This is a genomic window from Azonexus hydrophilus (assembly GCF_001956855.1).
In the GTDB taxonomy this organism is placed as follows: domain Bacteria; phylum Pseudomonadota; class Gammaproteobacteria; order Burkholderiales; family Rhodocyclaceae; genus Azonexus; species Azonexus hydrophilus_A.
This window is the reverse complement of sequence record NZ_MTHD01000002.1, coordinates 596,326-621,458: the sequence shown is the minus strand read 5'-3', so window position 1 is coordinate 621,458 and position 25,133 is coordinate 596,326. Positions and strand designations below refer to the sequence as shown.

29 protein-coding genes are annotated in these 25,133 nt (G+C 62.6%); 15 read left to right on the top strand and 14 right to left on the bottom strand.

What is annotated here, in order from left to right:
- Positions 1-5 precede the first annotated feature (5 nt).
- On the bottom strand, positions 6-2,156 hold the full coding sequence (locus BJN45_RS07555) for a CHASE2 domain-containing protein (protein WP_076093597.1): 2,151 nt from the start codon (positions 2,154-2,156) through the stop codon (positions 6-8).
- Positions 2,157-2,272: 116 nt separating this feature from the next.
- On the opposite strand from BJN45_RS07555, the gene BJN45_RS07550 reads away from it, so the two are divergent.
- The 3 genes from BJN45_RS07550 to BJN45_RS07540 are packed head-to-tail and all read left to right on the top strand — an operon-like array spanning position 2,273 to position 6,322.
- A complete protein-coding gene (locus BJN45_RS07550) occupies positions 2,273-2,707 on the top strand; it encodes a FecR family protein (protein ID WP_076093595.1) in 435 nt (144 codons plus the stop codon).
- Positions 2,708-2,710: 3 nt separating this feature from the next.
- A complete protein-coding gene (locus tag BJN45_RS07545; protein ID WP_076093593.1) occupies positions 2,711-3,304 on the top strand; it encodes an OmpA family protein in 594 nt (197 codons plus the stop codon).
- Between the two features lie 39 nt (positions 3,305-3,343).
- The gene (locus tag BJN45_RS07540; RefSeq protein ID WP_076093591.1) at positions 3,344-6,322 is read left to right on the top strand and encodes an HD domain-containing phosphohydrolase; all 2,979 of its coding nucleotides are present in this window, start codon (positions 3,344-3,346) and stop codon (positions 6,320-6,322) included.
- A 6-nt stretch (positions 6,323-6,328) separates the two neighbouring features.
- On the opposite strand, the gene BJN45_RS07535 is transcribed toward BJN45_RS07540, so the two are convergent.
- The gene (locus BJN45_RS07535; RefSeq protein ID WP_083651020.1) at positions 6,329-7,627 is read right to left on the bottom strand and encodes an ATP-binding protein; all 1,299 of its coding nucleotides are present in this window, start codon (positions 7,625-7,627) and stop codon (positions 6,329-6,331) included.
- Positions 7,627-8,355, bottom strand: a complete 729-nt coding sequence (gene ompR, locus BJN45_RS07530; RefSeq protein WP_076093587.1) for an osmolarity response regulator transcription factor OmpR — start codon at positions 8,353-8,355, stop codon at positions 7,627-7,629. The genes BJN45_RS07535 and ompR overlap by 1 nt, the downstream gene beginning before the upstream one ends.
- A 158-nt stretch (positions 8,356-8,513) precedes the next feature.
- Between ompR and BJN45_RS07525 the strand changes: the two genes are divergently transcribed.
- From BJN45_RS07525 to BJN45_RS07505, 5 genes are all read left to right on the top strand, one after another.
- Entirely contained in the window at positions 8,514-8,807 is a 294-nt protein-coding gene (locus BJN45_RS07525) for a hypothetical protein (RefSeq protein ID WP_139326314.1), read from the top strand.
- 40 nt (positions 8,808-8,847) lie between these two features.
- Positions 8,848-9,537, top strand: a complete 690-nt coding sequence (tsaB, locus tag BJN45_RS07520; RefSeq protein ID WP_076093583.1) for a tRNA (adenosine(37)-N6)-threonylcarbamoyltransferase complex dimerization subunit type 1 TsaB — start codon at positions 8,848-8,850, stop codon at positions 9,535-9,537.
- The gene (gene rimI, locus BJN45_RS07515; RefSeq protein WP_076093580.1) at positions 9,534-10,001 is read left to right on the top strand and encodes a ribosomal protein S18-alanine N-acetyltransferase; all 468 of its coding nucleotides are present in this window, start codon (positions 9,534-9,536) and stop codon (positions 9,999-10,001) included. The genes tsaB and rimI overlap by 4 nt, the downstream gene beginning before the upstream one ends.
- Positions 9,998-10,783, top strand: coding sequence for a uracil-DNA glycosylase (locus tag BJN45_RS07510; protein WP_076093579.1), 786 nt, complete (start codon positions 9,998-10,000; stop codon positions 10,781-10,783). Before rimI ends, BJN45_RS07510 begins: the two co-directional genes overlap by 4 nt.
- A gap of 93 nt (positions 10,784-10,876) precedes the next feature.
- Entirely contained in the window at positions 10,877-11,266 is a 390-nt protein-coding gene (locus BJN45_RS07505; RefSeq protein WP_076093577.1) for an Hpt domain-containing protein, read from the top strand.
- 2 nt (positions 11,267-11,268) lie between these two features.
- Here the strand turns inward: BJN45_RS07505 and BJN45_RS07500 are convergent, their stop codons facing one another.
- From BJN45_RS07500 to smpB, 3 genes are read right to left on the bottom strand one after another with little or no spacing between them, the layout of a single operon-like run.
- A complete protein-coding gene (locus BJN45_RS07500; RefSeq protein ID WP_076093575.1) occupies positions 11,269-11,901 on the bottom strand; it encodes a response regulator in 633 nt (210 codons plus the stop codon).
- A 33-nt stretch (positions 11,902-11,934) separates the two neighbouring features.
- Entirely contained in the window at positions 11,935-12,555 is a 621-nt protein-coding gene (locus BJN45_RS07495; RefSeq protein WP_240494516.1) for a trimeric intracellular cation channel family protein, read from the bottom strand.
- A 1-nt stretch (position 12,556) separates the two neighbouring features.
- The gene (smpB, locus tag BJN45_RS07490; protein ID WP_076093573.1) at positions 12,557-13,006 is read right to left on the bottom strand and encodes an SsrA-binding protein SmpB; all 450 of its coding nucleotides are present in this window, start codon (positions 13,004-13,006) and stop codon (positions 12,557-12,559) included.
- A 60-nt stretch (positions 13,007-13,066) separates the two neighbouring features.
- Between smpB and BJN45_RS07485 the strand changes: the two genes are divergently transcribed.
- Together BJN45_RS07485 and BJN45_RS07480 are read left to right on the top strand one after the other, a co-directional pair.
- Positions 13,067-13,510 carry a type II toxin-antitoxin system RatA family toxin gene (locus BJN45_RS07485; protein WP_076093571.1) on the top strand — a complete coding sequence of 148 codons (444 nt, stop codon included), beginning with the start codon at positions 13,067-13,069 and terminating at the stop codon, positions 13,508-13,510.
- Positions 13,503-13,832: an RnfH family protein gene (locus BJN45_RS07480; protein ID WP_076093569.1), complete on the top strand. Its 330-nt coding sequence runs from the start codon at positions 13,503-13,505 to the stop codon at positions 13,830-13,832. Before BJN45_RS07485 ends, BJN45_RS07480 begins: the two co-directional genes overlap by 8 nt.
- 10 nt (positions 13,833-13,842) lie before the next feature.
- On the opposite strand, the gene BJN45_RS07475 is transcribed toward BJN45_RS07480, so the two are convergent.
- Complete coding sequence (locus tag BJN45_RS07475; protein WP_083651017.1) at positions 13,843-14,418, bottom strand: DUF4124 domain-containing protein; 576 nt, start codon at positions 14,416-14,418, stop codon at positions 13,843-13,845.
- On the opposite strand from BJN45_RS07475, the gene guaB reads away from it, so the two are divergent.
- Both guaB and guaA read left to right on the top strand, forming a co-directional pair.
- A complete protein-coding gene (guaB, locus tag BJN45_RS07470) occupies positions 14,417-15,880 on the top strand; it encodes an IMP dehydrogenase (protein ID WP_076093566.1) in 1,464 nt (487 codons plus the stop codon). The two genes, BJN45_RS07475 and guaB, sit on opposite strands and share 2 nt — an antisense overlap.
- A gap of 60 nt (positions 15,881-15,940) precedes the next feature.
- Positions 15,941-17,575: a glutamine-hydrolyzing GMP synthase gene (gene guaA, locus BJN45_RS07465; protein WP_076093564.1), complete on the top strand. Its 1,635-nt coding sequence runs from the start codon at positions 15,941-15,943 to the stop codon at positions 17,573-17,575.
- Between the two features lie 62 nt (positions 17,576-17,637).
- Here guaA and BJN45_RS07460 read toward each other — a convergent pair whose 3' ends face one another.
- From BJN45_RS07460 to BJN45_RS07445, 4 genes are read right to left on the bottom strand one after another with little or no spacing between them, the layout of a single operon-like run.
- Positions 17,638-18,207: a YceI family protein gene (locus BJN45_RS07460; protein ID WP_076093562.1), complete on the bottom strand. Its 570-nt coding sequence runs from the start codon at positions 18,205-18,207 to the stop codon at positions 17,638-17,640.
- A 25-nt stretch (positions 18,208-18,232) separates the two neighbouring features.
- The gene (locus BJN45_RS07455; protein WP_076093560.1) at positions 18,233-18,793 is read right to left on the bottom strand and encodes a YceI family protein; all 561 of its coding nucleotides are present in this window, start codon (positions 18,791-18,793) and stop codon (positions 18,233-18,235) included.
- A gap of 1 nt (position 18,794) precedes the next feature.
- Positions 18,795-19,337, bottom strand: a complete 543-nt coding sequence (locus BJN45_RS07450; protein WP_076094215.1) for a cytochrome b — start codon at positions 19,335-19,337, stop codon at positions 18,795-18,797.
- 2 nt (positions 19,338-19,339) lie between these two features.
- Positions 19,340-20,143, bottom strand: coding sequence for a DODA-type extradiol aromatic ring-opening family dioxygenase (locus BJN45_RS07445; RefSeq protein ID WP_076093558.1), 804 nt, complete (start codon positions 20,141-20,143; stop codon positions 19,340-19,342).
- Between the two features lie 95 nt (positions 20,144-20,238).
- Between BJN45_RS07445 and BJN45_RS07440 the strand changes: the two genes are divergently transcribed.
- A complete protein-coding gene (locus tag BJN45_RS07440) occupies positions 20,239-21,138 on the top strand; it encodes a LysR family transcriptional regulator (protein ID WP_076093556.1) in 900 nt (299 codons plus the stop codon).
- Here BJN45_RS07440 and BJN45_RS07435 read toward each other — a convergent pair.
- A complete protein-coding gene (locus tag BJN45_RS07435) occupies positions 21,113-22,204 on the bottom strand; it encodes a calcium/sodium antiporter (RefSeq protein WP_076093554.1) in 1,092 nt (363 codons plus the stop codon). The two genes, BJN45_RS07440 and BJN45_RS07435, sit on opposite strands and share 26 nt — an antisense overlap.
- A gap of 130 nt (positions 22,205-22,334) precedes the next feature.
- On the opposite strand from BJN45_RS07435, the gene tadA reads away from it, so the two are divergent.
- Complete coding sequence (gene tadA / locus BJN45_RS07430; protein ID WP_276205206.1) at positions 22,335-22,814, top strand: tRNA adenosine(34) deaminase TadA; 480 nt, start codon at positions 22,335-22,337, stop codon at positions 22,812-22,814.
- Entirely contained in the window at positions 22,811-23,293 is a 483-nt protein-coding gene (locus tag BJN45_RS07425) for a L,D-transpeptidase (RefSeq protein ID WP_076093550.1), read from the top strand. Before tadA ends, BJN45_RS07425 begins: the two co-directional genes overlap by 4 nt.
- Here the strand turns inward: BJN45_RS07425 and BJN45_RS07420 are convergent.
- Both BJN45_RS07420 and BJN45_RS07415 read right to left on the bottom strand, forming a co-directional pair.
- On the bottom strand, positions 23,263-24,012 hold the full coding sequence (locus BJN45_RS07420; RefSeq protein WP_076093548.1) for an NRDE family protein: 750 nt from the start codon (positions 24,010-24,012) through the stop codon (positions 23,263-23,265). The genes BJN45_RS07425 and BJN45_RS07420 overlap by 31 nt on opposite strands.
- 9 nt (positions 24,013-24,021) lie before the next feature.
- Entirely contained in the window at positions 24,022-25,038 is a 1,017-nt protein-coding gene (locus tag BJN45_RS07415; RefSeq protein WP_076093546.1) for a YgfZ/GcvT domain-containing protein, read from the bottom strand.
- Positions 25,039-25,133: the final 95 nt, after the last annotated feature.

Sequence of the window (25,133 nt, the reverse complement as noted above, 5' to 3'; positions counted from 1 at the left end):
CGGCCTTACTTGTCGGCGAGCACGATCAGGTCGCCGCCTTGTCCATCCTGCAGGCGGCGATGCTGCATGGCGACCAGCCGGTCGTCGGGATGGTCGCCATGCAGCTCGGCAAACAGCCGGGTGGCTGCGGCTGGATCGGCAACCAGGGCGTGGTAGGCGGTCAGATAGCGATCGAGCGGCGCCCGGCCCGCCGCGCTGGATGGTCCCAGCGTTTCGAACACGGCCAGCGCGTGGGTCTTGCCCTTGAATACCACCTTGCCGACCGGGCGAACTTCGGCGTCGGGCACCTCGGCCAGAATGGTTTCGGAGACGCAGACGCAGGTCCCCAGATGCTTGTTGGCCGATTCCAGGCGCGCTGCGGTGTTGACCGGGTCGCCCAGCGCCCGGTAGTCGAACATGGTCTTGCCGCCGAAATTGCCGACAATGACCTCGCCGGCATGAACCCCGATGCGCGTGGCGCCGAAGGGAATGCCCTGGTCGATCAGCCGCCGCGAATAGTCTCTGGCGAAAACCTCCATCTCCTGCGCGCAGGCCAGCGCCCGGGCGCAGTGATCGGCCTGGGCCAAGGGGGCGGAGAACATGATGGCCACGGCATCGCCGACGATCCGGTCGAGCGTGCCTTCGTGACGGAAGGCGATGGCGATCATCCCGTCAAGATAGTCGTTGAGCAGCGCGACGGCGCGTGCCGGGTCGATGCCCTCCATCAGCGACGTGAAACCGGCCAGGTCGGTGAAGATGAAACTGCAGGTCCGTCGCTGCCCGCCGAGCGCCATGTCTTCCTGATGCTCGAGCAGGTGGGCGACGCGATTGGGCGAGACGTAGCGGGCAAAGGCCGTCCTGATCCAGCGCTGATCGCGTTCGGTGATGAAATGGTGGGCCAGGCTGCAGAGGGCGAACGACCACAGGATGCCGAGCAGCGGCAAGCTGGGGTCGATCAGCAGGCGACTGTCGGTGAACGCTAGCCATGATCCGGCACCAGCCGCAAACATCAGCAGCAGGCAGGCGCCGGCCGCGATCATGGCGCGCGTGCGCAGCGCCAGGAAACCGGCCAGCAGGCCGCCAGCGACCAGCGCAGCGAATTCGAGCCCCTTGGCCCAGGCTGGGCGTTCAAGGTAATGCCCGGTCAGGATCTGCTCCAGCGCCTCGGCATGCACTTCGACGCCGGGAACCAGGCCGAACGGGCTGAAACGCAGGTCCATCAGGCCTTGCGCGGAACTGCCGACGAGTACGATATGGCCGGCCAGCGAGGCCAGCGCGGCATCGTCCTCGAGGACCCGCCAGGCCGGCAGGGTGCGCGCCTTCTGGTGGCCGCTGTAATGTACCCAGATTTCGCCCTGCGGCGTCGTCGGGATGCTCAGTTCACCGATCCGGATTTCGCCCAGGCCGGCGTTGTCGCGGCTACCGGTCATCTGCTGCAGATGGCCGGCGCTGCGCAGGAAAATCACTGGTGCCGCCTGGGCCACGCGCAAGCTTTCGCTGACCAGCGTCGGCAGCGGGAGGTCGCCTTGGCGCAGAACCAGCGGCACGCGCCGGACCACGCCATCGTTATCAGGCACAAAAGTCAGCGCGCCGTTGCCGCGGGCAGCGTTTTCCAGCTCGGGCAGGGCCGGCACCGCACCGGCGAAGCCATGCACCCAGGCGATCTGGTTTTCGCCGAGATTGACGAAGGCGGCCTTGCGCGCCGGGGACTTGTCATCATTGCCGCTGCGAGTCAGGGCAAAGCCGAGCACGGCCTCCGATTGAGCCAGCTGTCGGGAAAAAAGCTGGTCGTGATCGGGCAAGGCCTCGATATCCCGGCGCAAACCGCCATCCAGGCGCCAGAGATCGGCAATGGCCCGTGGCGAGGTGCGGTCGGCTTCGGCAAACATGACATCGAATCCGATGGCCGCGACTCCGGCATCCGTCAAACGGGCGCTCATCCGGGCGAGGAGGGTCCGTGGCCACGGCCATTGACCGAAGCGGGTCAGGCTCTCTTCATCGATGTCGATGACCCTGATCGGGGCTTCGACATAGGCGCGTGGCTGCCAGCGCTGATACTGATCGAAAACGGCGTGGCGGACGACCTGCATCGATGCATCGGCGAGCGACTGGACGACGATTGCCAGGACGATGACGGCAAACGGGAGGAGAAGTATCCAGCGGGAAACGCTTTTCATCGCAAAACCTGACAGGGTCGGTTATTTGGCTGATTATCCGGTACTTTCCTATGATACGCTGAAGCCTGATGGCGAAAGATTTGTACATGCAAGACATAGTCCGGAGGGGTCGCAAAATGAAAAAGAAAATACTGGCATTGATGCTGTCTGTTCCCATGCTTGTGCTGGCTGCGGATCCGCCGGTCGGCTTCGTCAAGACAGTCAGTGGTGAAGCCTCGGTCAGCCATGACGGCAAGCCGGTCAAGGCGGAGGTGGGCACCCCGGTGTTTGCCGGTTCGGTCCTCAGGACCGCGGCTCAGGCCTCGATGGGGGTCACCTTCAAGGACGAGACGGTGATGTCCTTTGGCCCCAATACCGAACTGACCGTCACCGACTACCTCTACGCACCTGGTCAGGGCAAGCTGAAAATGGGCAGCAAGCTGACCCGTGGCAGCCTCAATTATGTTTCCGGCGTGATCGCCAAGCTGCAGCCCGATGCGGTCTCGATCGAGACGCCGACCGGCACCATCGGCGTGCGCGGCACGCATTTCCTGGTTAACGTCGGGGAGTAAGCCATGCGCGGAATTCATGCCAAACTGCTTGCCGCATTTCTGGGCATCGGCCTGCTCGGCGGTTGCGCCAGCAAGTCCTATGTCGTCCTGCTCGACAACCCGGACGGCTCCACCGGTGCGGTGGTGGTCAAGGGCAGCAAGGGGGAGCAGGTCGTCAACCAGTCCGGTCATGGTGCTGCGCTGGATGGTTCGACCCGTGCCGCGCCGGTGGCAGCCGAAACGATACAGCGCGACTTCGGTAGTGCCATGGCGGCCCGGCCGATACTGCCCGAGCGTTTCCTGCTGTATTTCGAGAGCGGCGGCGCCCGCCTGACCGAAGCTTCGACTGCACTGTTGCCAAAAATCATCGAGGCCGCTGGTCGGCGTCCTGCCGTCGATGTTTCGATCATCGGCCATACCGACACCATTGGCAAGGCCGACGTCAACGAGGCCCTGGCGCTGCAACGTGCAAAGGTGATCGGCGAACTGATCAAGGCCAGGGGACTGAAAGTCCATGCCCTGAGCATCGAGTCGCACGGCGAACGCAACTTGCTGGTGGCAACACGGGACGAAGTCAGCGAACCACGCAACCGGCGGGTCGAAATCTCCCTGCGCTGAGGCGTCGGCAAGTGCCCTGAACAGCCGAAAGGATTCATCATGCCCGCAAGGTTCCAGTTCCGTTTTCAGTACTGGGTATTGTCGGTACTGATCCTGATCGTCCTGTCGCTGACCGCCGGTTTTCTGTTTACCGTCTTCGGCAAGTTCCAGTCGATGATGGAAGACAATGCCCGCGAGCGCTTTTCGCTGCTGGCCCGGCAGTCGATCGAAGCCACCGGAGAACTGGTGGGCAAGGCGGGGCTGATCGTTGGCAATCGTGCCGAAGACCGCCGGGCCTTCGATCCGGATGGTGCAGTGCCGGAACTGATCGCTTCACTGGCGGTGAATCCCGATTTTTATGGCCAGTATTTCGGCTTGCCCGATGACGGATTCGTTCAGGCTATCGGGATACGTGGCAACAGCCGCCTGATCGAGACACTGAAGGCGCCCGCAGATACCTGGTTTGCCATCCGTCGGATCACGACAGCAGCGGGTGGTGGCCGGCAAGAGCGCTGGACATTTCTCGACCAGCATCGTCAATTGCTGGCCAGTCGTGAAAATGCAGCGCAATTTGCGCCAAGCTCGCGACCGTGGTTCCAGAGTGCGATGCAACAGTCCGGACTGGCCGTGACGGCGCCCTATCTCTTTGCTTCGACCGGTGAGCTTGGCCTGACCATCTCCCGGGCGGTGACCGGCCAGGCCGGCGTATTTGCCGTCGATATCAATCTTTCCCGACTGCAGGGCTTTCTCGGCGAACTGCCCTTGTCGCCCAATGCAGCCATCATGCTGCTTGACGGAGACGACCGGGTGATTGCCTACAGTCTGCGTGGCCAGCGTTTTTCCACGCTGGCGATTGCGCCGCTGACCCGGCTCGACGCCATCTCCGACCCGACCTTGCAAGGGCTGTCCAAACAGGAGAAACAGGATGGCGCGGCTGTTCTGAAGCTCGAACAATCCGGCAAGGCGGCAGATTTCGTCGTTGTCCGCCAGTTGAGCGAAGCTTTCCCGGGCGCCCGTTTCACTGTCATCGCCATGGCCCCGATCAGCGACTTTTCCGGCCCGATCGAGAAAGCGCGCGGCGACGTGATGGCGGTATCGATCGGCATCACCTTGCTGCTGGTGCCACTGGCCTTGCTCGGCTCGCGTCGGGTGGTCCATTCACTCGCCGCCCTGGCACGGAATTCGGAGCGCCTGAAGCGCCTGGATTTCTCCGTCGAGCCGCAGCAGCCGGCGTCGTTCCTCTACGAGATCAATGCCCTGGGCGATGCCCAGATCGTCCTGCAGCACTCGATCCGGGACCGTACCACGGCGTTGAACATCGCCCAGGACAAACTGCAGCGCCTGGTTGAAAGCGGTCTGATGCTGTCGCGGGAAAAAAACCGCGAGACACTGCTGCGCCATATCCTGAACAGCGCCCAGGAAATTTCCCGTTGCGCGGCGGCGACGCTGTATCTGAAAACCGAGCACGATACGCTGCGCTTCGCCCTGCGTACCGCGAGCGATGACCTGCACGATTTCGAGGTACCGCTGCACGACCCGGTAAGCGGTGCGCCGATGACCGGGTACGTATCGACCTACGTGGCATTGAACAACGAAACAGTCGTCATCGACGACGTTTATCAAGACACCCGCTTCGATCTTTCGGGGACCATGCAGTTCAGCGAGAAAACCGGCATGCGCGCGGTGTCGATGCTGACCATCCCGCTGTCGCCGCGTGACGGTGAAGTCATCGGGGTGCTGCAATTGATGAACGCACTCGACCCCGAGAGCGGGGCGGTCATTCCCTTCACCCCGGAACTGGTAAGTTTCGTCGAGGCCCTGGCCGCGCAATCGGCGGTTACGCTGGAGAACGTCAATCTGCTCGAGTCGCAGAAGCTGTTGATGGACGCCCTGATCAAGCTGGTGGCCGGCGCCATCGATGCCAAGAGCGCGTATACCGGCGGCCATTGCGAACGCGTGCCGGAACTGGCAATGATGCTGGCCGAAGCGGCTTCTGCGGTCGACAGCGGCCCGCTGGCAAATTTCCGTTTCGCCAGCGAAGAGGAGTGGCGTGAATTCCGCATTGGCGCCTGGCTGCATGATTGCGGCAAGGTGACGACACCGGAATACGTGGTCGACAAAGCCACCAAACTGGAAACGATCTATAACCGCATTCATGAAATACGCACGCGCTTCGAGGTCCTGCTGCGGGATGCCGAAATCGAACGTCTGCAGGCAATCCACGAGCGCGGTGACGATGTGGCAACAGCCGACGCCCGCTTTGCCGAACGTCGGGAACAACTGCTTGATGATTTCGCTTTCGTCGCCGACGCCAATATCGGCGGCGAGTTCATGGCGCCGGAAAAAATGGCGCGCGTCGGGCGGATTGCCGAAGAAACCTGGCTGCGCCATTTCGACGACACCCTCGGCCTGTCGCAGGAAGAAATCCGCCGGCGTGGCCAATCTCCAGTGCAGCCCTTGCCCGTCCGCGAAAACCTGCTGGCTGACAAGCCGTGGCACGTGGTTCCGCGCGAGCCGGGCCGCCAGACATTCGACCCGGCGCATGGCTGGCGGGTCACGGTGCCGGAAAACCTCTACAACTTCGGCGAAGTCTACAACCTGGCCATTGCCCGTGGCACCCTGACCGACGAGGAACGCTTCAAGATCAACGAGCACATCATCCAGACCATCCAGATGCTGGAAAAGCTGCCCTTGCCAAAATCCCTGCGTCGGGTGCCAGAGTACGCCGGCACCCACCACGAGACGATGATCGGCACCGGCTATCCGCGCCGGCTGACCGCCGACGAGCTGTCCATCCCGTCGCGGATCATGGCCATTGCCGACATCTTCGAGGCGCTGACGGCGTCGGACCGGCCGTACAAGCCGATGAAGACACTGTCGGAATCGATCAAGATCCTTTCCTTCTTCAAGAAGGACCAGCATATCGATCCGGTGCTGTTTGATCTGTTCCTGACGTCCGGCATTTACCGTGCGTACGCCGAACGCTTCCTGAAACCGGAACAGATCGACGAGGTCGATATCAGCCGTTTCATCGGCTGAACGTTTTCAGGCAGCGCGCAGCACCAGTCGCGCCAGCAGGCCGCCACCCGGGTTCGCCAGCAGCACCAGCTGGCCGCCGTGCAACTGGGCGATGCGCTCGACGATGGCCAGGCCGAGCCCGGTTCCGCTGGCATCGGTGCGGGCGTTTTCCAGCCGGGTGAACGGGCGCTTCAGGCGTTCCATCTCGGCGGCCGGAATGCCCGGGCCGCGGTCGGCGATTTCGATGCGGATTTCGTGGTCGACCGCAACAGCTTTCAAACTGATCGCACCGCCGCCGTATTTCCACGCGTTGTCGAGCAGATTGACGACGGCGCGGCCGATGGCACGCGGGCGGATTATTGCGGTCGACACGCCGTCGAGGTCAATTTCCAGACCACGGCCGATTGCCGCCTGGCGCTCGCCGATACCGGCGAGCAGCGCGGCCAGATCGGTGACTTCCGGCTGTTCGCCGGACTCGGCCCGCGCGTAATCCATGAATTGCGAAATCACGGCTTCCATTTGCTCGATGTCGGCAACGATGCCCTGGCGAGCGGCTTCATCGGCCACGCTCATTTCCGCTTCCAGGCGCAGCCGGGTCAGCGGCGTGCGCAGGTCGTGCGAAATGCCGGCCAGCACTTCCGAGCGATCCTTCTCATGGCGCGCCAGATCGGCAGCCATGACGTTGAATGCCGTTGCCAGCGCCCGCATTTCCTCAGCGCCATCCTCGGGTAGCGGCGACGGTGTCTGCCCCCGACCAACGGCCTGTGCCGACCGGGCCATCGCTTTCAGCGGCCGGCTGATGCGTGAGGCAATCAGCCAGGCGACGAGCAGGGCGAGGGCAACGGCCAGCGCCGCCCAACTCAGCCAGCGCGCGGCAAAACCGCTCCGGGCGCGCTCGCGCGGGAGGACCAGCCAGAACTCGTCGTCATCCCGTTCGTCGAAACGGAAGCTGATCCAGAAACCCGGTTCGCCGTTAACCTCGGCGGCGATCCGGGTCGCCGGGCCGAGGCGGGCGACGACTGCCTCTCGCATCAACTGATGAAAACGCGAATCGGGCATCGGCAGGATGTCGTCCTGCGGTTCGGCTGGCAACAGGCGTATGCCCTCGCGCGACGAAAACTCGGCAAACAGGCCGGGACGTTTGTCCGGGGCGGCGGCAAAAAGCGAGGCGCGAATCAGGTTGACCGCAGAAGTCGCCATGTTCGCCGATTCGCGCGCCCGCGGTTCGGCGTCGATGTGGCTGAACAGCGCCAGCCAGCCCGCCGTACTCAGCAGTACCAGGATCGCCAGCAGCAGGAAGGTACGCGCCAGCAGCGAGCGCGGCATCAGTTTTCCCGGGCGGCGCCGTCAGGCATGAAGACGTAGCCGAAGCCCCACACCGTCTGCAGGTAGCGCGGCTGCGACGGGTCGTTTTCGATGAGCTTGCGCAGCCGGGAAACCTGGACGTCGATGGCGCGGTCGAACGGCCCCTGTTCGCGACCGCGGGCCAGCGTCATCAGCTTGTCGCGCGACAGCGGCTGGCGCGGGTGCTGGAGCAGCACCTTGAGCACGGCGAATTCGCCGGTCGTCAGCGGCAGGGTTTCATCGCCGCGCTTGAGCGTGCGTGCTGAATAATCAACCTCGATGTTGCCGAAACGGGCTGTCTCCTGGGCATCTTCCGGTGCTCCCGGCGGCATGTTGCCCTGCCGGCGCAGCACGGCGTGGATGCGCGCCAGCAGTTCGCGCGGATTGAAGGGTTTGGGCAGGTAATCGTCGGCGCCCATTTCCAGACCGACGATGCGGTCGACCTCGTCGCCCTTGGCCGTCAGCATGATCATCGGCGTCCGGTCGCCCTGGCCGCGCAGGCGGCGGCAGATCGACAGGCCGTCTTCGCCCGGCATCATCAGGTCGAGGACGATCAGGTGGTAATGTTCGCGGCTGCGCGCCTTGTCCATCTGCTGGCCGTCACCGACGGCCTTGACGACAAATCCCTGCTCACCGAGATAGCGGGTGAGCAGGTCACGCAGGCGGGCGTCGTCATCGACGACGAGGATGTGCTGGTTGGTTTCGTTCATGCGGCAAGGATAGCTGCTGGCGAAGACAAGAGTGCGCCAAATGGTAACAAAGGATATCGATAGTGGCAGCGGGAAACATTCGATTACAACTTTGCGGCGTGATCGGTCACTGCACATCGGACAATGAAGCAGTGTCGAAACGGATAAAATACGCCTCCATGAAATCCCGTCTTCTTGTCCCGCTGTTGTCCATCCTGCTGCTTCTGCCAGCAGCGGGCGCATTGGCGCAGGATCGTCGGCACGATCTGCCGCCGGAGGAAAGGCGCGAGATCCGCAAGCAGATGCGTGAACACTGGCAGCAGCAGAATCTGGCGCCACGGCCCGATAACGATGCCAGGCCTGCGCACTGGCGTGATCTGCCGCCGGACGAACGCCGTCGCCTGCGTGATGAAATGCGCGAGCAGAACGAACGCGACGACAAACGCAGCAAAAGGCGCTGGCGCGAAGACTGATCCGGCGCGGCGGGGCAGGCCTCCGGTAGAATGTTACCCCATGCAGATACTGGCTCTAGAAACCTCGACCGAAAACGGCTCCTGCGCGCTGTGGCGCGATGGCGAGTTGATCGTACGCAATTGTCCTGGCGGTCGCTCGCATTCCGAAACCCTGCTGCCGCTGGTGCGCGAAGTCCTGGCCGAGGCGGAAATCGCTGTCGCGCAACTCGATGCCATCGCCTTCGGCGTTGGTCCGGGCGCCTTCACCGGCCTGCGCGTTGCCTGCGGGGCCGCGCAAGGTCTGGCGGTGGCGGCCGGTGTGCCGCTGCTGCCGGTGACCAGTCTGCAAGCCATGGCCGCCGCCAGTGGCGGACAGCATGTCATGGCGCTGCTCGATGCGCGCATGGGTGAGGTTTACGTTGGCAACTATCAGATGCAGGATGGTTCGCCGTGCTTGCAGGGCGACATTCGTGTGCAGCCACCGGCCGACATCATTTTCCCGACGTCAACTGGCTGGCTGGCTTGTGGCAATGCACTTTCCGCCTATCCGGAACTGTCTGCACGGGCAAACGAGGCCGGGCTGCTGCAGTTGCCGGACATCCTGCCAGGTGCTGCCTGGGTGGCCCGTCTCGCCGCACCGCGCGTTGTCGCCGGTGATGCGATCGATCCGGCCTTGGCAGCGCCACTCTACATCCGCGACAAGGTGGCCAAGACCGTGGCAGAGCGTTTGCTTGAAGGCGGGCGGGCATGAATGTGGCCGCGCTGCCGCTACCGGTCGAATTCTTCCCGATGAGCGAACGCGACCTTGATGGCGTCGCCGCACTGGAAGCCGGTTTGCAGGCGTTTCCGTGGACGCGCGGCAACTTTGCTGATTCGCTGCATGCCGGCTACAGCGCCTGGGTGGCACGCATCGGCGGCGAATTGATCGGTTTCTCGATCGTCATGCGCGTGCTCGACGAGGCCCATCTGCTCAATATTGGCGTTGCAGAGCGCTTCCAGGGGCGCGGCTACGGTGCCCGCATGCTGCGTAATGCCATGGAGTGTGCCGCACTGGCTGGTGCGCACCGGATGTTTCTCGAAGTCAGGCCGGCCAATGGGCGCGCTGTCGAACTGTACAAGCACTTCGGGTTTCGCCAGATCGGTCTGCGCAAGGGTTATTACCCGGCAGCGATCGGGCGCGAAGATGCGCTGGTTTTTGAAAAGGAACTCGCATGAGCCTGAACCGCGAACAGATGCTCGCCGAAATGGGCATAACGCCTCAGTGGGTCCTGCGTGATGACGCCCGCGCTGCTTTGGAGCAGGAAGAAACACCGGCGCCAATTGCCGAGGCCGCTGCATCTGTTGCAGTGACAGCTGTAGCACTGCCGGTTGTGGCCGGCGCAGGCGAGGCACCGGTATTGAGGCCGACGCCTGCGGTCGACGGTCTGGGATGGCCGGAATTGCAGCAGGGGATACGGGAATGCAGCGCCTGCATTCTTTGCCAGCAGCGCAAGCAGGCTGTGCCCGGGGTCGGCGACCTGAAACCGGACTGGCTGTTCATCGGCGAAGGCCCCGGTGCGGAAGAGGATGTGCGGGGCGAGCCTTTCGTCGGCCAGGCCGGCAAGTTGCTGGATGCGATGCTGGCATCTCTCGGCATCGCTCGTGGCGAAAAGGTTTACATCGCCAATGCGGTGAAGTGCCGGCCACCTGGCAACCGCACGCCGGAGGCTGCAGAAATGGCCGCCTGCCGGCCGTGGCTGGAGCGTCAGATTACCTTGCTCAAGCCGAAGGTGATCGTCCTGCTGGGCAAGGCGGCCGTCCATTCGGTACTGGGCGAGGACAAATCCCTGGCTGCGATGCGCGGACGCCGTTTCGAGCATGCCGGCATCCCGGTGGCCGTGACCTACCACCCGGCCTATCTGCTGCGTAATTTGCCCGACAAGGCGAAAGCCTGGGAGGACCTGCTGTTCGCCAGGCGCTTGCTGCGTGAGGCTGGTCAGTCGCACATGTTTGAGTAATTTCATGCCCCTAGGGTAATACCCGGTTCCCCCGGCCTGCCTTTGTTTCTAAGCTATGGACAAACAACACAAAGAAAAAGAAGGTGTTCGTCCATGTCGAATTCCATCGACAACAATAACGGCGGGCAAGTTTGCAATCTCGATTACCTGCTGGTAAATCTTGGGCGCAACCGGGCTGCTGCGGTTCGTCTGATTCATCTGTTCATCGATAACCACCCGCAACTTGTGGAACGTCTTGATCGGGCTGCCGCCGAAAGCGACATTCCCGCCCTGCAGGACGTTGTTCACGACATACGCAGTAGCTGCGTTTTGTTTTCCGCCCATCAATCAGTTGCCCTGGCGAGGGAACTCGAATACGTGCTGTATTGCCACCGCCAGGACGGTGTCGGCATCGACTGGCTGGCGCGTAGCCGGGCACTCAAGGAATCACTGAATGAAGTTTGCGGTGAACTGGCGCGCTATCTGGAAACCAGCGCTGACTGAACTCAGGACACCAGGCCGTTCTGCACGGCAAAGCGGGTCAGGCCGGTAACATCATGGACGCCGATACGCTGCATCAGGCGGGCCCGGTGAAATTCCACGGTTTTCGGGCTGATACCAAGTTCCCTGGCGATTTCTTTGGTGGTTTTTCCGTACGCGACAAGACGCAGGATTTCAGTCTGGCGTGCGGTCAGGCGCTCTTCACGGCCGCTGTCGTTGCTCGCAGCGCTGCGGGTGATCGCGCTGATTTTCGGTGACAGGAAAGCCTGCCCCGACAGCACGGCCGACAGTGCTTGCTGCAGTTCATCGAGAATGAAATCCTTGAGCAGATAGCCATCGACGCCCGCATCAAGTGCCTGCTCGACGATTTCCCGCCGGTCGATGCTGGACAGGATGAGGATGCGCATCGCCGGATCGCGCTGGCGCAACATCCTGGCCACCTCAATCCCGGACGGTCCGGGCATGGCGATGTCGAGCAGCACGACATCGGGCTTGCAGCGGGCGATCTCGGCGATGGCCTGATGGCCATCGGCGCACTCCGCCTCGACAACATAGCCGGGCAAGGTTTCGAGCAAGGCCCGAATACCGGCGCGAACCAGCAGTTGGTCATCAGCAAGAACGATGCGGGTGTTTTTCATGGCGGGTAAAGAATATACCAAAATCGGCATCGGCTAGCGTGCCTGCCCGAGTGCGGGCAGGGTCAGACTGAAACGCAGGGCCAGCAGGCGCAACACCAGAACGATCCCCATGGCAGCCCAGGCAGCATTGACCGGGGTCACTCCGATTTCCTGCAGGCCGATCAGTGCCAGCGCACCGAGCCAGGCGGCAGTGGCATACAACTCACCCTTGAGGAAAATACTGGGTACGTCGTTGCACAGGATGTCGCGCAATACGCCACCGACCACACCGGTGATCACGCCCATCAGGCTGGCTGCCAGCCAGGGTGTATTCCACTGGAGGGCGATCTGGGTACCGATGATGGTGAACAGTGCCAGGCCGATCGCGTCGGGAATAAGGAACAGACGGGGCGGCAGGCTGAAGCTGCGGACGACAAAAAAGGCAACGAGGCCGGTGCCCAGCGCCGCCATCAGATAGGTCTGGTCTACAACCCAGAAGACATTCCGGTCGAGCAGCAGATCGCGCACGGTACCGCCGCCCAGCGCCGTGGCAACAGCCACCAGCAGGGCACCGATCAGGTCCATCTGCTTGCGCCCCGAATCGAGAACGCCGGTCAGTGCGTTGACTGCGACAGCAGACATGCCGACCCAGTAGAGCAGGGCGTCCATGCTCATCTCAGCGCAGTTTTTCCTTCATCGCCCGCTGGGCTTCGCGCTTGCCTTCCTTTTCCTGCTGGTCGGCACGCTTGTCATGCTGTTTCTTGCCCTTGGCCAGGCCGATTTCCAGCTTGATCCGGCCACGTACAAAATGCAGATCGATCGGGATCAGCGCATAACCGGCGCGTTCGACCTTGCCGATCAGCTTGGCGATTTCCCGCGCATGCAGCAGCAGTTTGCGCGTGCGCACCGGATCGTGGTGATTGTGGGTCGATGCCATCGGCAGGGGGCTGATGTGCATGCCGATCAGGAAAAGCTCGCCATTGCGGATGATGACGTAGGATTCCTTGATGTTCATCCGGGCCGCACGAATCGCCTTGACCTCCCAGCCTTCGAGGGCAATGCCGGCCTCATACTTCTCTTCAACGAAGTAGTCGTGAAAGGCTTTTTTGTTGACCGTGATGCTCATGCTGCCGCGTGATCCATTAAAATCCTCGATTCTACAGGAATACAGGAACGCTGCCGCAGCATGGCCCTGGTCGAAAAAACCGTCTTGATCGAGCACTCAGCCACCCGGATGTTCGAGTTGGTGGATCGTTGCGAGGACTACCCGGCCTTCCTGCCGTGGTGCAATCGTACCGAGCTCAAATTCCGCGATGCTGCAAGAACTGTGGCAACGCTACATATCAATTACCACGCGGTGAAATCCAGCTTCACGACGGAGAATGACAAACAGTTTCCGACGCTGATGAACATTCGCCTGGTCGACGGTCCGTTTCGTCGCCTGGAGGGTTCCTGGCATTTCCGTCCGCTCGCCGAGAATGCCTGCAAGATCGAGTTCCGGCTGCACTACGAGTTTTCCAGCAAATTGTTCGAGAAGGTCATCGGCCCGGTGTTCAGCCATATCGCCAACACCTTCGTCGACGCCTTCGTGCGCCGTGCGGCGCAGGTTTATGGAGCCAGTCATGGCTGAACAAATGATTGCCGTTGAAGTCTGCTATCCGCTGCCCAACAAGCAGGAAGTCGTCCGTCTGCGGTTAGCCGCCGGCAGTACCCTGGAGCAGGCACTTGAAAGCTCGGGGCTGTTGAGCAAATACCCGGAAATCGACCTGAAGAAGAACAAATTCGGTATCTGGAACAAGCTGTCAAAGCCCGATGCCGTGCTGCGCGATTTCGATCGCGTCGAAATCTACCGGCCGCTGATCGCCGATCCGAAGGAGGTGCGCAAGCAGCGTGCTGCCGAAGGCAAGGTCATGAAGAAGGGGGCCGGGGACAGCGAAGCCGCCGAAAGCTGATTCGACCGGCTTACTTGCAGGCTTCCTGCATGATGCGGCGCGTCCGCTCGAGTTCCTGCTGGCGTTGCCGGTTGTCCATCAACTGGCGTTCGCCCTTCTGATCGTACTGAAGCACCGGCTGAGTGGATTGCAGGGCCCGATAATTCTGTCGCGCCCGTTCGCAGGTTTCGCGACGATCACGCAACGCAGCCGCTTCCTTGGCATCCTTTTCCGCTTTTTCACGCGCTTCCTGCTGGCGCTTCCGGAATTCCATATCCTTTTCCGCCGTGCTCAGCGGTGCGCTGGCCTCTGCTGCCTCGGCCGCTTTTGTTTCCGCAGTGGACTCGGCGGGCTTTTCGGTGACCACGGCCGGTTGGTGCACGCCGATCGAACGGCTCCCCCTGGCACTGGCTGGTGGTGGCGTATCGGAGATCACCGTCTTGCCATTGCCATCCTTCCACTGGTAGGTCTGGGCATGCGCAGGTGTAAGACTTGCGGTCGACGCCAACACAAAGGCAAAAATCAGTGTTTTGTTCATGGTCAGGTCATCGGGGTTTGCGGAGGATTTCTGTATAATACGATTTTGTGACCTTGGATTAAAGGCCATGCGACTTCTGCAAAAAGCCCTGACTTTCGACGACGTCCTGCTCGTCCCCGCACACTCTCAAGTTCTTCCCCGCGACGTCAGCCTCGCCACGCGACTGACCCGCAACATCACCCTGAACCTGCCTCTGCTTTCGGCCGCCATGGATACCGTGACGGAAGGCAGGCTGGCCATTGCGCTGGCGCAGGAGGGGGGTATCGGGATCATCCACAAGAATCTCTCCGCCCGCGCCCAGGCCGCCGAAGTGGCCAAGGTCAAGCGTTTCGAGTCCGGCATCCTGCGCGATCCGTTCACGGTAACGCCGAACATGACCGTTCGCGACGTCATCGAGATCACCCGCCAGCACAAGATTTCCGGTCTGCCGGTAATCGACAAGAACGGCAAGGTCGTCGGCATCGTCACCAACCGCGACCTGCGCTTCGAGACCAATCTTGATCAACCGGTCAAGTCGATCATGACACCGCGCAAGCGCCTGGTCACGGTCAATGAGGAAGCCAGCGTCGAGGACGCCAAGGAACTGATCCGCGCCCACCGCCTGGAACGCGTGCTGGTGGTCGATAGCGAATTCCACCTGCGTGGCCTGATCACCGTCAAGGACATCCTGAAGTCCACCGAACACCCGCTGGCCAACAAGGATGCCACCGGCCGCCTGCGTGCCGGCGCTGCCGTTGGCGTCGGTGCCGGTACCGAAGAGCGTGTCGAACTGCTGGCTGAAGCCGGCGTAGACGTCGTGGTTGTCGATACCGCTCACGGTCACTCGCAAGGTGTGCTCGACCGCGTCAAGTGGGTCAAGAAAAACTTCCCGCAGATTGAAGTCATCGGCGGCAATATTGCCACTGCCGATGCGGCACATGCCTTGCTCGATGCCGGCGCCGACGGCGTCAAGGTCGGCATCGGCCCAGGCTCGATCTGTACCACGCGTATCGTCGCCGGTGTCGGCGTGCCGCAGATCACCGCCATCCAGAATGTTTCCGAAGCGCTCAAGGGTACTGGCGTACCAATGATTGCCGACGGTGGCATCCGCTACTCCGGCGACATCGCCAAGGCGATTGCTGCTGGTGCCGATACGGTCATGCTTGGCGGCCTGTTCGCCGGTACCGAGGAGGCACCGGGTGAGGTCGAACTGTTCCAGGGCCGTTCGTACAAGTCCTACCGCGGCATGGGTTCGCTGGGTGCGATGCAGGCCGGATCAAGCGACCGCTACTTCCAGGAGAACACCGGTAACGTCGACAAGTTCGTGCCGGAAGGTATCGAAGGCCGCGTGCCGTACAAGGGCTCGGTGCTTGCCGTGATCCACCAGTTGATGGGTGGTCTGCGCTCGTCGATGGGTTACCTGGGCACGCCGAGCATTGCCGAGATGCACGACAAGGCCTGCTTCGTTGAAATCACCTCGGCCGGTATCCGCGAATCGCACGTCCACGACGTGCAGATCACCAAGGAAGCGCCGAACTATCACCTCGACTGATCGTTCCAGTGTCCAGAAGGGCGGCTAATTCAGCCGCCTTTTTCATTCAAGGTTGTGAACATGTCCCATCAGAAAATCCTCATCCTCGATTTCGGTTCCCAGGTCACCCAACTGATCGCCCGTCGCGTGCGTGAAGCCAAGGTCTTCTGCGAAATCCATCCGTACGACGTTTCCGACGAGTTCATCCGCAGCTATGGCGCGCAGGGCATCATCCTGTCCGGCGGTCCGAACTCGGTGACCGAAGGCGACACACCGCGTGCACCGAAGGTCGTCTTTGAACTGGGCGTCCCGGTGCTGGGCATCTGCTACGGCATGCAGACGATGGCGCAGCAGCTCGGCGGCCAGGTAATGACCGCCGAAGCGGCCGGCAAGGCACGCGAATTCGGTTATTCGGAAGTCCGTGCGCACGGCCATACGGCGCTGTTGAACGACATCGCCGATTTCACCACGGCCGAAGGTCACGGCATGCTCAAGGTGTGGATGAGTCACGGTGATTCGGTGATGGAACTGCCGCCCGGTTTCAAGACCATGGCGTCGACGCCGTCCTGCCCGATCGCGGCGATGGCTGACGAGGCGCGCAAGTTCTACGCCGTCCAGTTCCACCCTGAAGTCACCCACACGCTGCAGGGCCGTGCCATCCTCGAACGCTTCGTGCACGGCATCTGCGGCTGTGGCACTGACTGGGTCATGGGCGACTACATCGCCGAAGCGGTGGCCTCTATCCGCGCCCAAGTCGGCAGCGATGATGTCATCCTCGGTCTCTCCGGTGGTGTCGATTCGAGCGTTGCGGCGGCACTGATCCACCGCGCCATCGGCGACCAGCTGACCTGCGTCTTCGTCGATCACGGCCTGCTGCGCCTGAACGAAGGTGACATGGTCATGGACATGTTCGCGCGCAATCTCGGCGTCAAGGTCATCCGCGTCGATGCTGTCGACGACTTCATGGGCAAGCTGGCCGGGGTTTCCGACCCGGAACAGAAGCGCAAGATCATCGGCAAGGAATTCGTCGAAGTCTTCCAGGCCGAATCAAAGAAACTGGTGTCGGCCAAATGGCTGGCCCAGGGCACCATCTACCCGGATGTGATCGAGTCGGCCGGCAAGGGCAAGAAGGGCGCCCACACGATCAAGAGCCACCACAATGTCGGCGGCCTGCCGGAAGACATGCATCTGAAGCTGCTCGAACCGCTGCGCGAACTGTTCAAGGATGAAGTCCGCGAACTCGGTGTCGCCCTCGGCCTGCCGCGCGAGATGGTCTATCGTCATCCGTTCCCGGGTCCGGGCCTGGGGGTGCGGATCCTTGGCGAAGTCACGCTGAAGGCGGCGCACCTGCTGCAACGCGCCGACGCCATTTTCATCGATGAATTGCGGTCGACCGTAGCAAGCGAGCGCGATGTCGCCGCCGGTGCCTGCACCGAGGCCGATATCGGCAAGACCTGGTATGACCTGACCAGCCAGGCCTTCGCCGTCTTCCTGCCGGTCAAGAGCGTCGGCGTCATGGGCGACGGCCGCACCTACGAAAACGTCGTCGCGCTGCGTGCCGTCGTTACCAGCGATTTCATGACCGCGCACTGGGCGCATCTGCCGTACGAACTGCTCGGTCGCGTTTCCAACCGCATCATCAACGAAGTGCGCGGACTGAACCGGGTGGTGTACGACGTCTCGGGCAAGCCGCCGGCGACGATCGAGTGGGAATGATCCAGCTCGCAAGGTAAAAAAACGGCGCCCCGCAAGGCGCCGTTTTCTTTTGCCAAAGGCCTTTATTGCGCGATGGCTTCGATCGCCACGTCGATGCGTACTTCGTCGCCAACATTCGGGGCGTACTTGCCAGCGTTGAATTCGGAGCGCTTGATCACTGTCCAGGCGTTGGCGCCGATGGCGTTCTTCTTCAGCATCGGATGCGGTGCAGCCTTGAAGTCGGTGACGGTCAGCGTCACCGGCTTGGTCACGCCCTTGATCGTCAGCTGGCCTTCGATGCTGGCCGGTTTGTCGCCCTGGAAAATGACCTTGGTCGACTTGAAGGTGGCGGTCGGATACTTGGCGGTATTGAAGAAATCCTCGCCCTGGATGTGTTCGTTAAAAGTGGCGTAGCCGGTATCGACGGATTTCGTGTCGATGACGATGTCGACCGTAGCAGTCCTGGCCGCCGCATCGAAGACGACCTTGCCGGTGGTGGTATTGAAGCGCGAGAGCTGGGTCGAGTAGCCGAAGTGGCTGTACGAGAAGCGCGGGAAGGTGTGGGTGCCGTCGATCGTGTAGGTTTCCGGCGCAGCCAGTGCCGGCGTGGCGGCGGCGATGGCGAGTGCGAGGATGGCGAGTTGCTTTTTCATGGGGTTTCTCCTTGGGGTTGGGGGATTACTTGCCGGTGGCGGCGATGCGGAACTTGATGCGGACGTCGTTGGCGACGATGTCGAACTTGGCCCAGCTGCCTTCGCCGATGGAAAAGTCGGCACGGCGGATGGTGAAAGCGCCGTCGAAGATGGCGGTGTTGCCCTGAGTGGTGACGGTGGCGGGGACGACGACATCCTGGGTACGGCCCTTGATCGTCAACTTGCCGGCGACCTCGTAGCGATTGCCGCCGAGTGCCTTGACGCCGCCGGATACGAAACGGGCAACCGGGAAAGCGCTGGTATTGAACCAGGGCTTGCCGGCAACTTCGCTGTCGCCTTCCGGGGCGCCGGTGTCGACGCTGGCCAGTTCGACGTCGAAGCTGACGCGGGCGGCGGTCGGCTTGGCCGGGTCGAAGGAAAGCTGGCTGGAAAACTTGCGGAAATGGCCGTCGACCGCAACACCCATCTGCTGGTAGGTGAAGACGACACTGCTTTTCGCAGCCTGCACCTGTGTATATTCAATGGCCTGCGCCGATAGCGGCAGCAGCGCGACAGCCAGGGCGAGAGTGGAAAGGATGCGTTTCATGTCAGTTCTCCTGGGTACGCTTGGGCAACATCCGGGTCAGGATGTCGTCACGATCGATGAAATGGTGTTTGAGGGCGGCACCGACATGGCCGGCAACGACCACGAGCAGCAACAGGTTGAGGCTGACATGGACGGTCTGCAGCAGATCGCCGAGCGCCTTGTCCTTGGTCAGCAGGTCGGGCAGCGGCAGGACGCCGAACCAGACGGTCTGGAAACCCTTGGCCGAACTCATCAGCCAGCCGGACAGCGGGATGGCGAGCATCAGGCCGTAGAGCGCCAGGTGGCCGGCGTGGGCAGCCAGTTGCATGAGTTTCGGCATGCTCGCCGGCAATGCCGGCGGCCGGTGGGTGAAGCGCCAGGCGAGGCGGAACAGCACCAGCAGGAAAATCGTCACGCCGGCCCACTTGTGCCAGGAATAGAGCTGCAGTTTCTCCGGCGACAGGGGCAGACCCTGCATGTAGAAGCCCAGCGCCAGCATGGCGAAGAGCATCAGGGCCATCAGCCAGTGCAGGGCCTTGGCCGTTGCGGTGTAGTGGTTTTTCACGGTCAACCTCCTTGTTTGGGCAAAAATGCGTAAGCGTCCATGGCGATGACGTAGTCGTCGATGCCGGCATGGAAACGTTCCGGTTCCGCCCCTTCTCCCGCCGCACCCAGTGCGACAAAAAAAGGCAGCAAATGTTCATCGCTCGGCAGGGCCTCGACGGCGCCGGGCGCCTGCCGACGGTAATCGAGCAGTGCGGCGATGTCGCCAGCAGCCAGTCGGGCAGCCAGCCAGCCGGTGAAGTCGCGGACATAGGCCGGGGTCTGGCCGCCGCTGGCATGGGCACGCTGGAAATCGCGCAGGTTGTGCGTGACGTTGCCCGAAGCGATGACCAGGAAACCTCGGGCCGTCAGCGGCGCCAAGGCCTGGCCGAGACGAAAGGCCTGGTCGACGCCGCCACGGCTCTGGATCGACAGCGGGACGACGGGCACGTCGGCATTGGGGAACATCATCCGCAACGGCACCCAGGCGCCATGATCAAGGCCACGCCGGGCGTCTTCCTCAACCGGCAGACCGGCAGCGGTCAGCGCGGCGAGTACTTCGCCGGCGGCTTCCGGGCAGCCGCTGGCCGGATAGCGCAGGGCGTAGAGCTCAGGCGGAAAACCGTAGAAGTCGTGGATGGTTTCCAGGCGCCGGGCAGTGCCGACGGTCGGGATCGCCGTGTCCCAGTGCGGGCTGACGACAATGATCGCCCGTGGCAACGGCAAGGTGGCCGCGCGGCGGACCAGCGCTGCGCCGGCGGCACCCGGCTGCAGCGCGAAGGTGGGCGCGCCGTGCGGAACGAAGAGGGTGGGGAAGTGCGTGGTCATGGCGATATGTCCTGATGCGATGACTGCACTTTATTCTGCATTGACAGGCGGAAATACTAGACAATACGCAAATCATTATTGCCGGATTAGCAACAATGGATCGACTCGAAGCCATGCATCTGTTCGTCCGCATCGCCGAATTGGGCAGTTTTGCCGCGGTGGCCCAGCAACTGGGGGTGGCGCGCTCGGTGGTCACGCGCCAGATCGCCGGCCTGGAAGCCCATCTTGGCGTCAAGCTGATGGCGCGGAGCACGCGTCGGCTGACGTTGACGTCGGCCGGTACCGCCTACCTGGAGAAATGCCGGGTCATCCTGAACCTGGTCGAGGCGGCCGAAACCGATGTTGCCGAAGAGCGCCTGACCCCGCGCGGCAACATCCGCCTTAGCGTGCCGCTGAGTTTTGGTCTGAAACGCCTGGCGCCGATGCTGTTGGATTTTGCCCGACGCTACCCGGAAGTTTCGCTCGACATGGATTTCAGCGATCGCCAGGTGAAACTGATCGAAGAGGGCATCGACCTGTCGCTGCGCATTACCCGGAAACTGGCAGGTGGCGACGTCGCACGGCGTATCGGCAGCAGCCGGATGCACGTCGTCGCCGCACCGGAATATCTCGCCCGCCACGGTCGACCGCAACATCCGGCCGAGCTGATCCACCACGAATGCCTGGGCTATACCGCAGGCGTCGCATCACAGCAGTGGTCTTTCCTGGTTAGCGGGCAACTCCAGGGATTCCCGGTGCGCAGCCGGCTTCATGCCAACAATGGCGACGTGCTGGTGGCAGCGGCGGCGCAGGGCATGGGCATCACCCTGCAGCCGGATTTCATCATCGAGGAAGCGGTTGCCGCCGGTCGGGTCGAGATCATCCTGTCCGGATTTCCCCTGCCGGAGCTTGGCATTCACGCGATGCTGCCGGGCAATCGCCACGTGCCGCATCGCGTTCGCGTCCTGATGGATTTTCTTGTCGCCGGACTCAGGCTGCCGGCGGTCCAGCCTTGATGTTGCTGTGCACGAAGCTGACGATCAGTGTGATCACCGTCAAAGGCAGAACGTAGCTCAGCATCGCGGTCGAGAAAGCAGGCAGGGTTGCATGCTGCGTCGCGGCCAGGATCAGATAGAGCGTGTAGGCAGCGTAGTAACCGAGGAAAACGCCACCTTCCCAGCGGGCGATTTCACGTCCGGTAAAGAGGATCGGCAGGCAGGCGAAGGCAACGGCAAGCATCACCCAGAGGTCGAAATTGCGCGCGGTTTCGGAAACCATGATGCCGCCATCGGCGATCAGGCCGGCAAAGCCCATGCAGGCGAAGATGTTGAAGATATTGCTGCCGACAACATTGCCGACGGCGATATCACGCTGACCACGGAAGGCGGCAACCAGCGAGGTGGCGATTTCCGGCATCGAGGTGCCGACGGCCACAACAGTCAGGCCGATCACCAGGTCGCTGACACCGAAGGCACGGGCCACGGCCACGGCTGAATCGACCAGCCAGTCGGCGCCCAGTATCAGCAGGCCGAGGCCGCCGAGGACCAGCAGCGCCTGGACGCTCCAGTGCGCATCCCAGGCGCTGGTGGTATCCGGCATTTCTTCGGCAAACTCGGCCTCCGCCGCCTTGCTGGCACGGCGTGACTGGGTGACCAGGAAAACGGTGTAGACGATGACCAGCGCAAACAGCAGCGCGCCTTCGCCCCGACCGATATTGCCGTCGAGCGCCAACACCAGGAAGAGCAGGCTGGCGCCGATCATGATCGGGATTTCCTGGCGGATGATCTGTTCATTCACCGCCAGTGGCACGATCAGCGCCGACAGGCCGAGGATCAGCAGGACGTTGGCGATGTTGCTGCCGACCACGTTGCCGATTGCCAGGTCGCCGGAACCGCTCAACGCGGCGCCTGCGGAAACCGCCATTTCCGGCGCGCTGGTACCAAAGGCGACGATTGTCAGGCCGACCACCAGCGGCGAGATGCCGAAGGTCAGGGCGAGACGCGCCGCACCGCGAACCATCAGTTCGGCGCCAATGGTCAGGGCGACAAGGCCGAGGGTAAACATCAGGATATGTTCGAGCATGATTTTCTTGCAGAGAAGGCTGATCGGGGCGCCGGTGGACGAGGCAGCAGGTCCGGACTTGGCAAAACGCTGCGGTATACTACGCCTCCATCCGGCCCGCCCCGCTCGAATAATGACTTCGGAAAATACTGTGAATATCCTTGCCACCGGCCTCAGTGACGAATACTTCATGCGTGAGGCGATGTCGCTGGCGCGGGCGGCGGAATGCTTGGGCGAAGTGCCGGTCGGGGCGGTCGTCGTGCTCGATGGCGAGATTGTCGGCCGCGGCTTCAATTCGCCGATCGGCGAGCACGATCCGACGGCGCATGCCGAAATTGCCGCGCTGCGCGACGCGGCACGTACGCTCGGCAACTACCGGCTGCCGGGCTGTGAACTTTATGTCACGCTTGAGCCCTGCGCGATGTGTGCCGGCGCGATCATGCACGCGCGCATCAGCCGCGTCATCTACGGCGCCCGCGACCCCAAGACCGGCGTGCACGGCAGCGTCGTCGACCTGTTCGGCGTCGAGCGGCTGAATCATCATGCGACGGTCGAAGGCGGCATTCTGGCGGATGAATGCAGCAGCATGCTGTCTGCCTTCTTTGCCGGCCGGCGCCGGAAAACCCAATGAAGCTCCTGGTCTCGGTTGCCCGCCAGACCCTGCAGGTCGTCGACGACAACGGCGCCGTTTTTCGTGAATATCCGGTGTCGACCGCAGCAGCCGGCGTTGGCGAAGTATCCGGCAGTTATCAGACACCGCGCGGTCCGCACATCGTGCGGGCAAAAATCGGCGGCGGCCACCCGGCCAATACCGTCTTCGTGCGTCGCCGTCCGACCGGTGAAATCTGGACCCCCGAACTGGCCGAACAGTTTCCCGGGCGCGACTGGATCCTGACGCGCATCCTCTGGCTGTCCGGCTGCCAGCCCGGTCATAACCGGCTCGGTTGCGTAGATACGATGCGCCGTTACGTCTACATCCACGGCTCGCCGGATACGGCGGAAATGGGCATCCCCGGCTCGCACGGCTGTATCCGCATGCGCAACGCCGACATCATCGAATTGTTCGACCTGGTGCCGTGTTATACGGCGGTCGACATCAGCGAAGACTGAATTTTCCGGCCATCCGGGCCAAAACTTTTCTCGTGCAGCGTGATGTTGCCGTCGTGGTCGCGCAGCAGCAAGGTCGAGGCGCGCGTGCCGTAATCGGGTGATTGCACGAACACCGCCGACAGCAGGCGTTCCCACGGCAGCGGCACGCCGGTATCGGGCAATGCCGCGTCGGCAACGATCTCGCGGTCGGCGAGCAGGGCGAAGAAGGCTGCCTCATCCGGCAGACCAGTCAGCGCCGCAGCGAAGCGTTCCCGTGCCTTGACCAGTTTCGGCCACGGGGTGTCCAGGCGGTGATTCGACAGGCCGTAGATGCCCGGTGGCAACTGACGCGGCGGCTGGTCGCGGTTCGATATGTAAAACAGCGAGGTCTGGTCGGCCAGCAACAGGTTGAAGCCGGCATGATCCTCGGCAACGATGCCGGCGGAAAAATCGCCGGCCGACTGCGTTGACCGCAGAAATCCTGCGGTCAACGCGCCCCGCGAGCATTTTCCGGCTGGCTTGCCCGGTTCGCGGACATTGGTGACGGCGGCAAAACGCCCGTCCCGGGTCGCGCCCAGCCAGGTGCCGCCGGCTTCGAGATCGCGCCCGCCGCAGATGTCCGGGGCGTCCGGCCAGAAAGCGGCCGCCGCCGTCGGCCGGGCGTGAAACTCATCGCGATTGGCGGCGACAACCAGCGGGTAATCCGGATGAACCTGCCAGCCGACGACGATCAGGCACATGCCTGCCGCTCAGGCAGGATTGACCGCTGCCGCCGTGACAACCGCGCCATCGCGCGAACCGAGGCGCAGGTTGTCGGCAAAGTTGGATTGCACGACCGCCAGCGCAACATAACCGCCGGTGGGCGAGGGCGCTGCCGTCATGATCTTGCCGCTGGCCTGCTCAAGATTGTCCGGCGAGAACAGTTCGTCGCCGGGCTGCACCGCGACATCGCCGCTCAGACGGTAGAGATGGCGCTTGACCTTCCCCAGGTATTGCGTCCGGGCAACGATTTCCTGACCCGGATAGCAGCCTTTGTGGAAGCTGACGCCGCCGATCTTCTCGAAATCGGCCATCTGCGGCACGAATTCCTCCTTGGTCGCCAGCGTCACCAGCGGGAAAGCTGCCTGGATGTCGAGCCAGCGCCAGGCCGGCACACCGGCTGGCCGCGCCTTGACCGAGAGCTTCTGCCACAGCGCCGGAGCAGCACTGGCGGGGGCTACCACGACATAGCGTTGATCATCGAGGTGCAGCACGGTGATGTCATTGCTGACCATCGTGCTCATCGGCGCTTCGGGGGCACCCAGGCCGGCATCGGCCAGCGCTTCAAGCGCCTGCGGCCCGGCCAGGCCAAGCAGTATCTGGTCGCCTTCTGCGGTCAACTTCACTTTTGCCCGCAAAACGAACATCTGCAGTCGTTTCTGCGTGGCCTCGAGCAAATCGGCGGCGAGCATCAGGTGGTAGGTATCGTCTTCGTTCCAGGCGACGAAACTGGCCTGCATGCGTCCCTTGGCGGTGCACCAACCGGCATGCTGCGCCTGCCCACGCGCCAGGTGATTGACGTCGTTGGTGAATTGACTGTGCAGAAAGGTTTTGGCATCTTCGCCGGCGGCCGAAATCAGTGCCAGGTGAGTCAGCGGCACGAGCACGGTCTGCCGACCGGCGGCCAGCAGCTCCGCCTGCGCGTCACCGAAGTCGAGGAGGTCTGAAGAATCGCCGGCGAAAGTCGCTTCGGCCGATTCGAGAAAGCTGCGCCAATGGGGGTTCATGAAGGCTCCTTGTGGTTTGGGCTATTATATCGCCCGATTTGCCCGACGTTTTGCCAGACTATTTTGCTGCTCGTTTCCGACGGGCAAGACCCGTT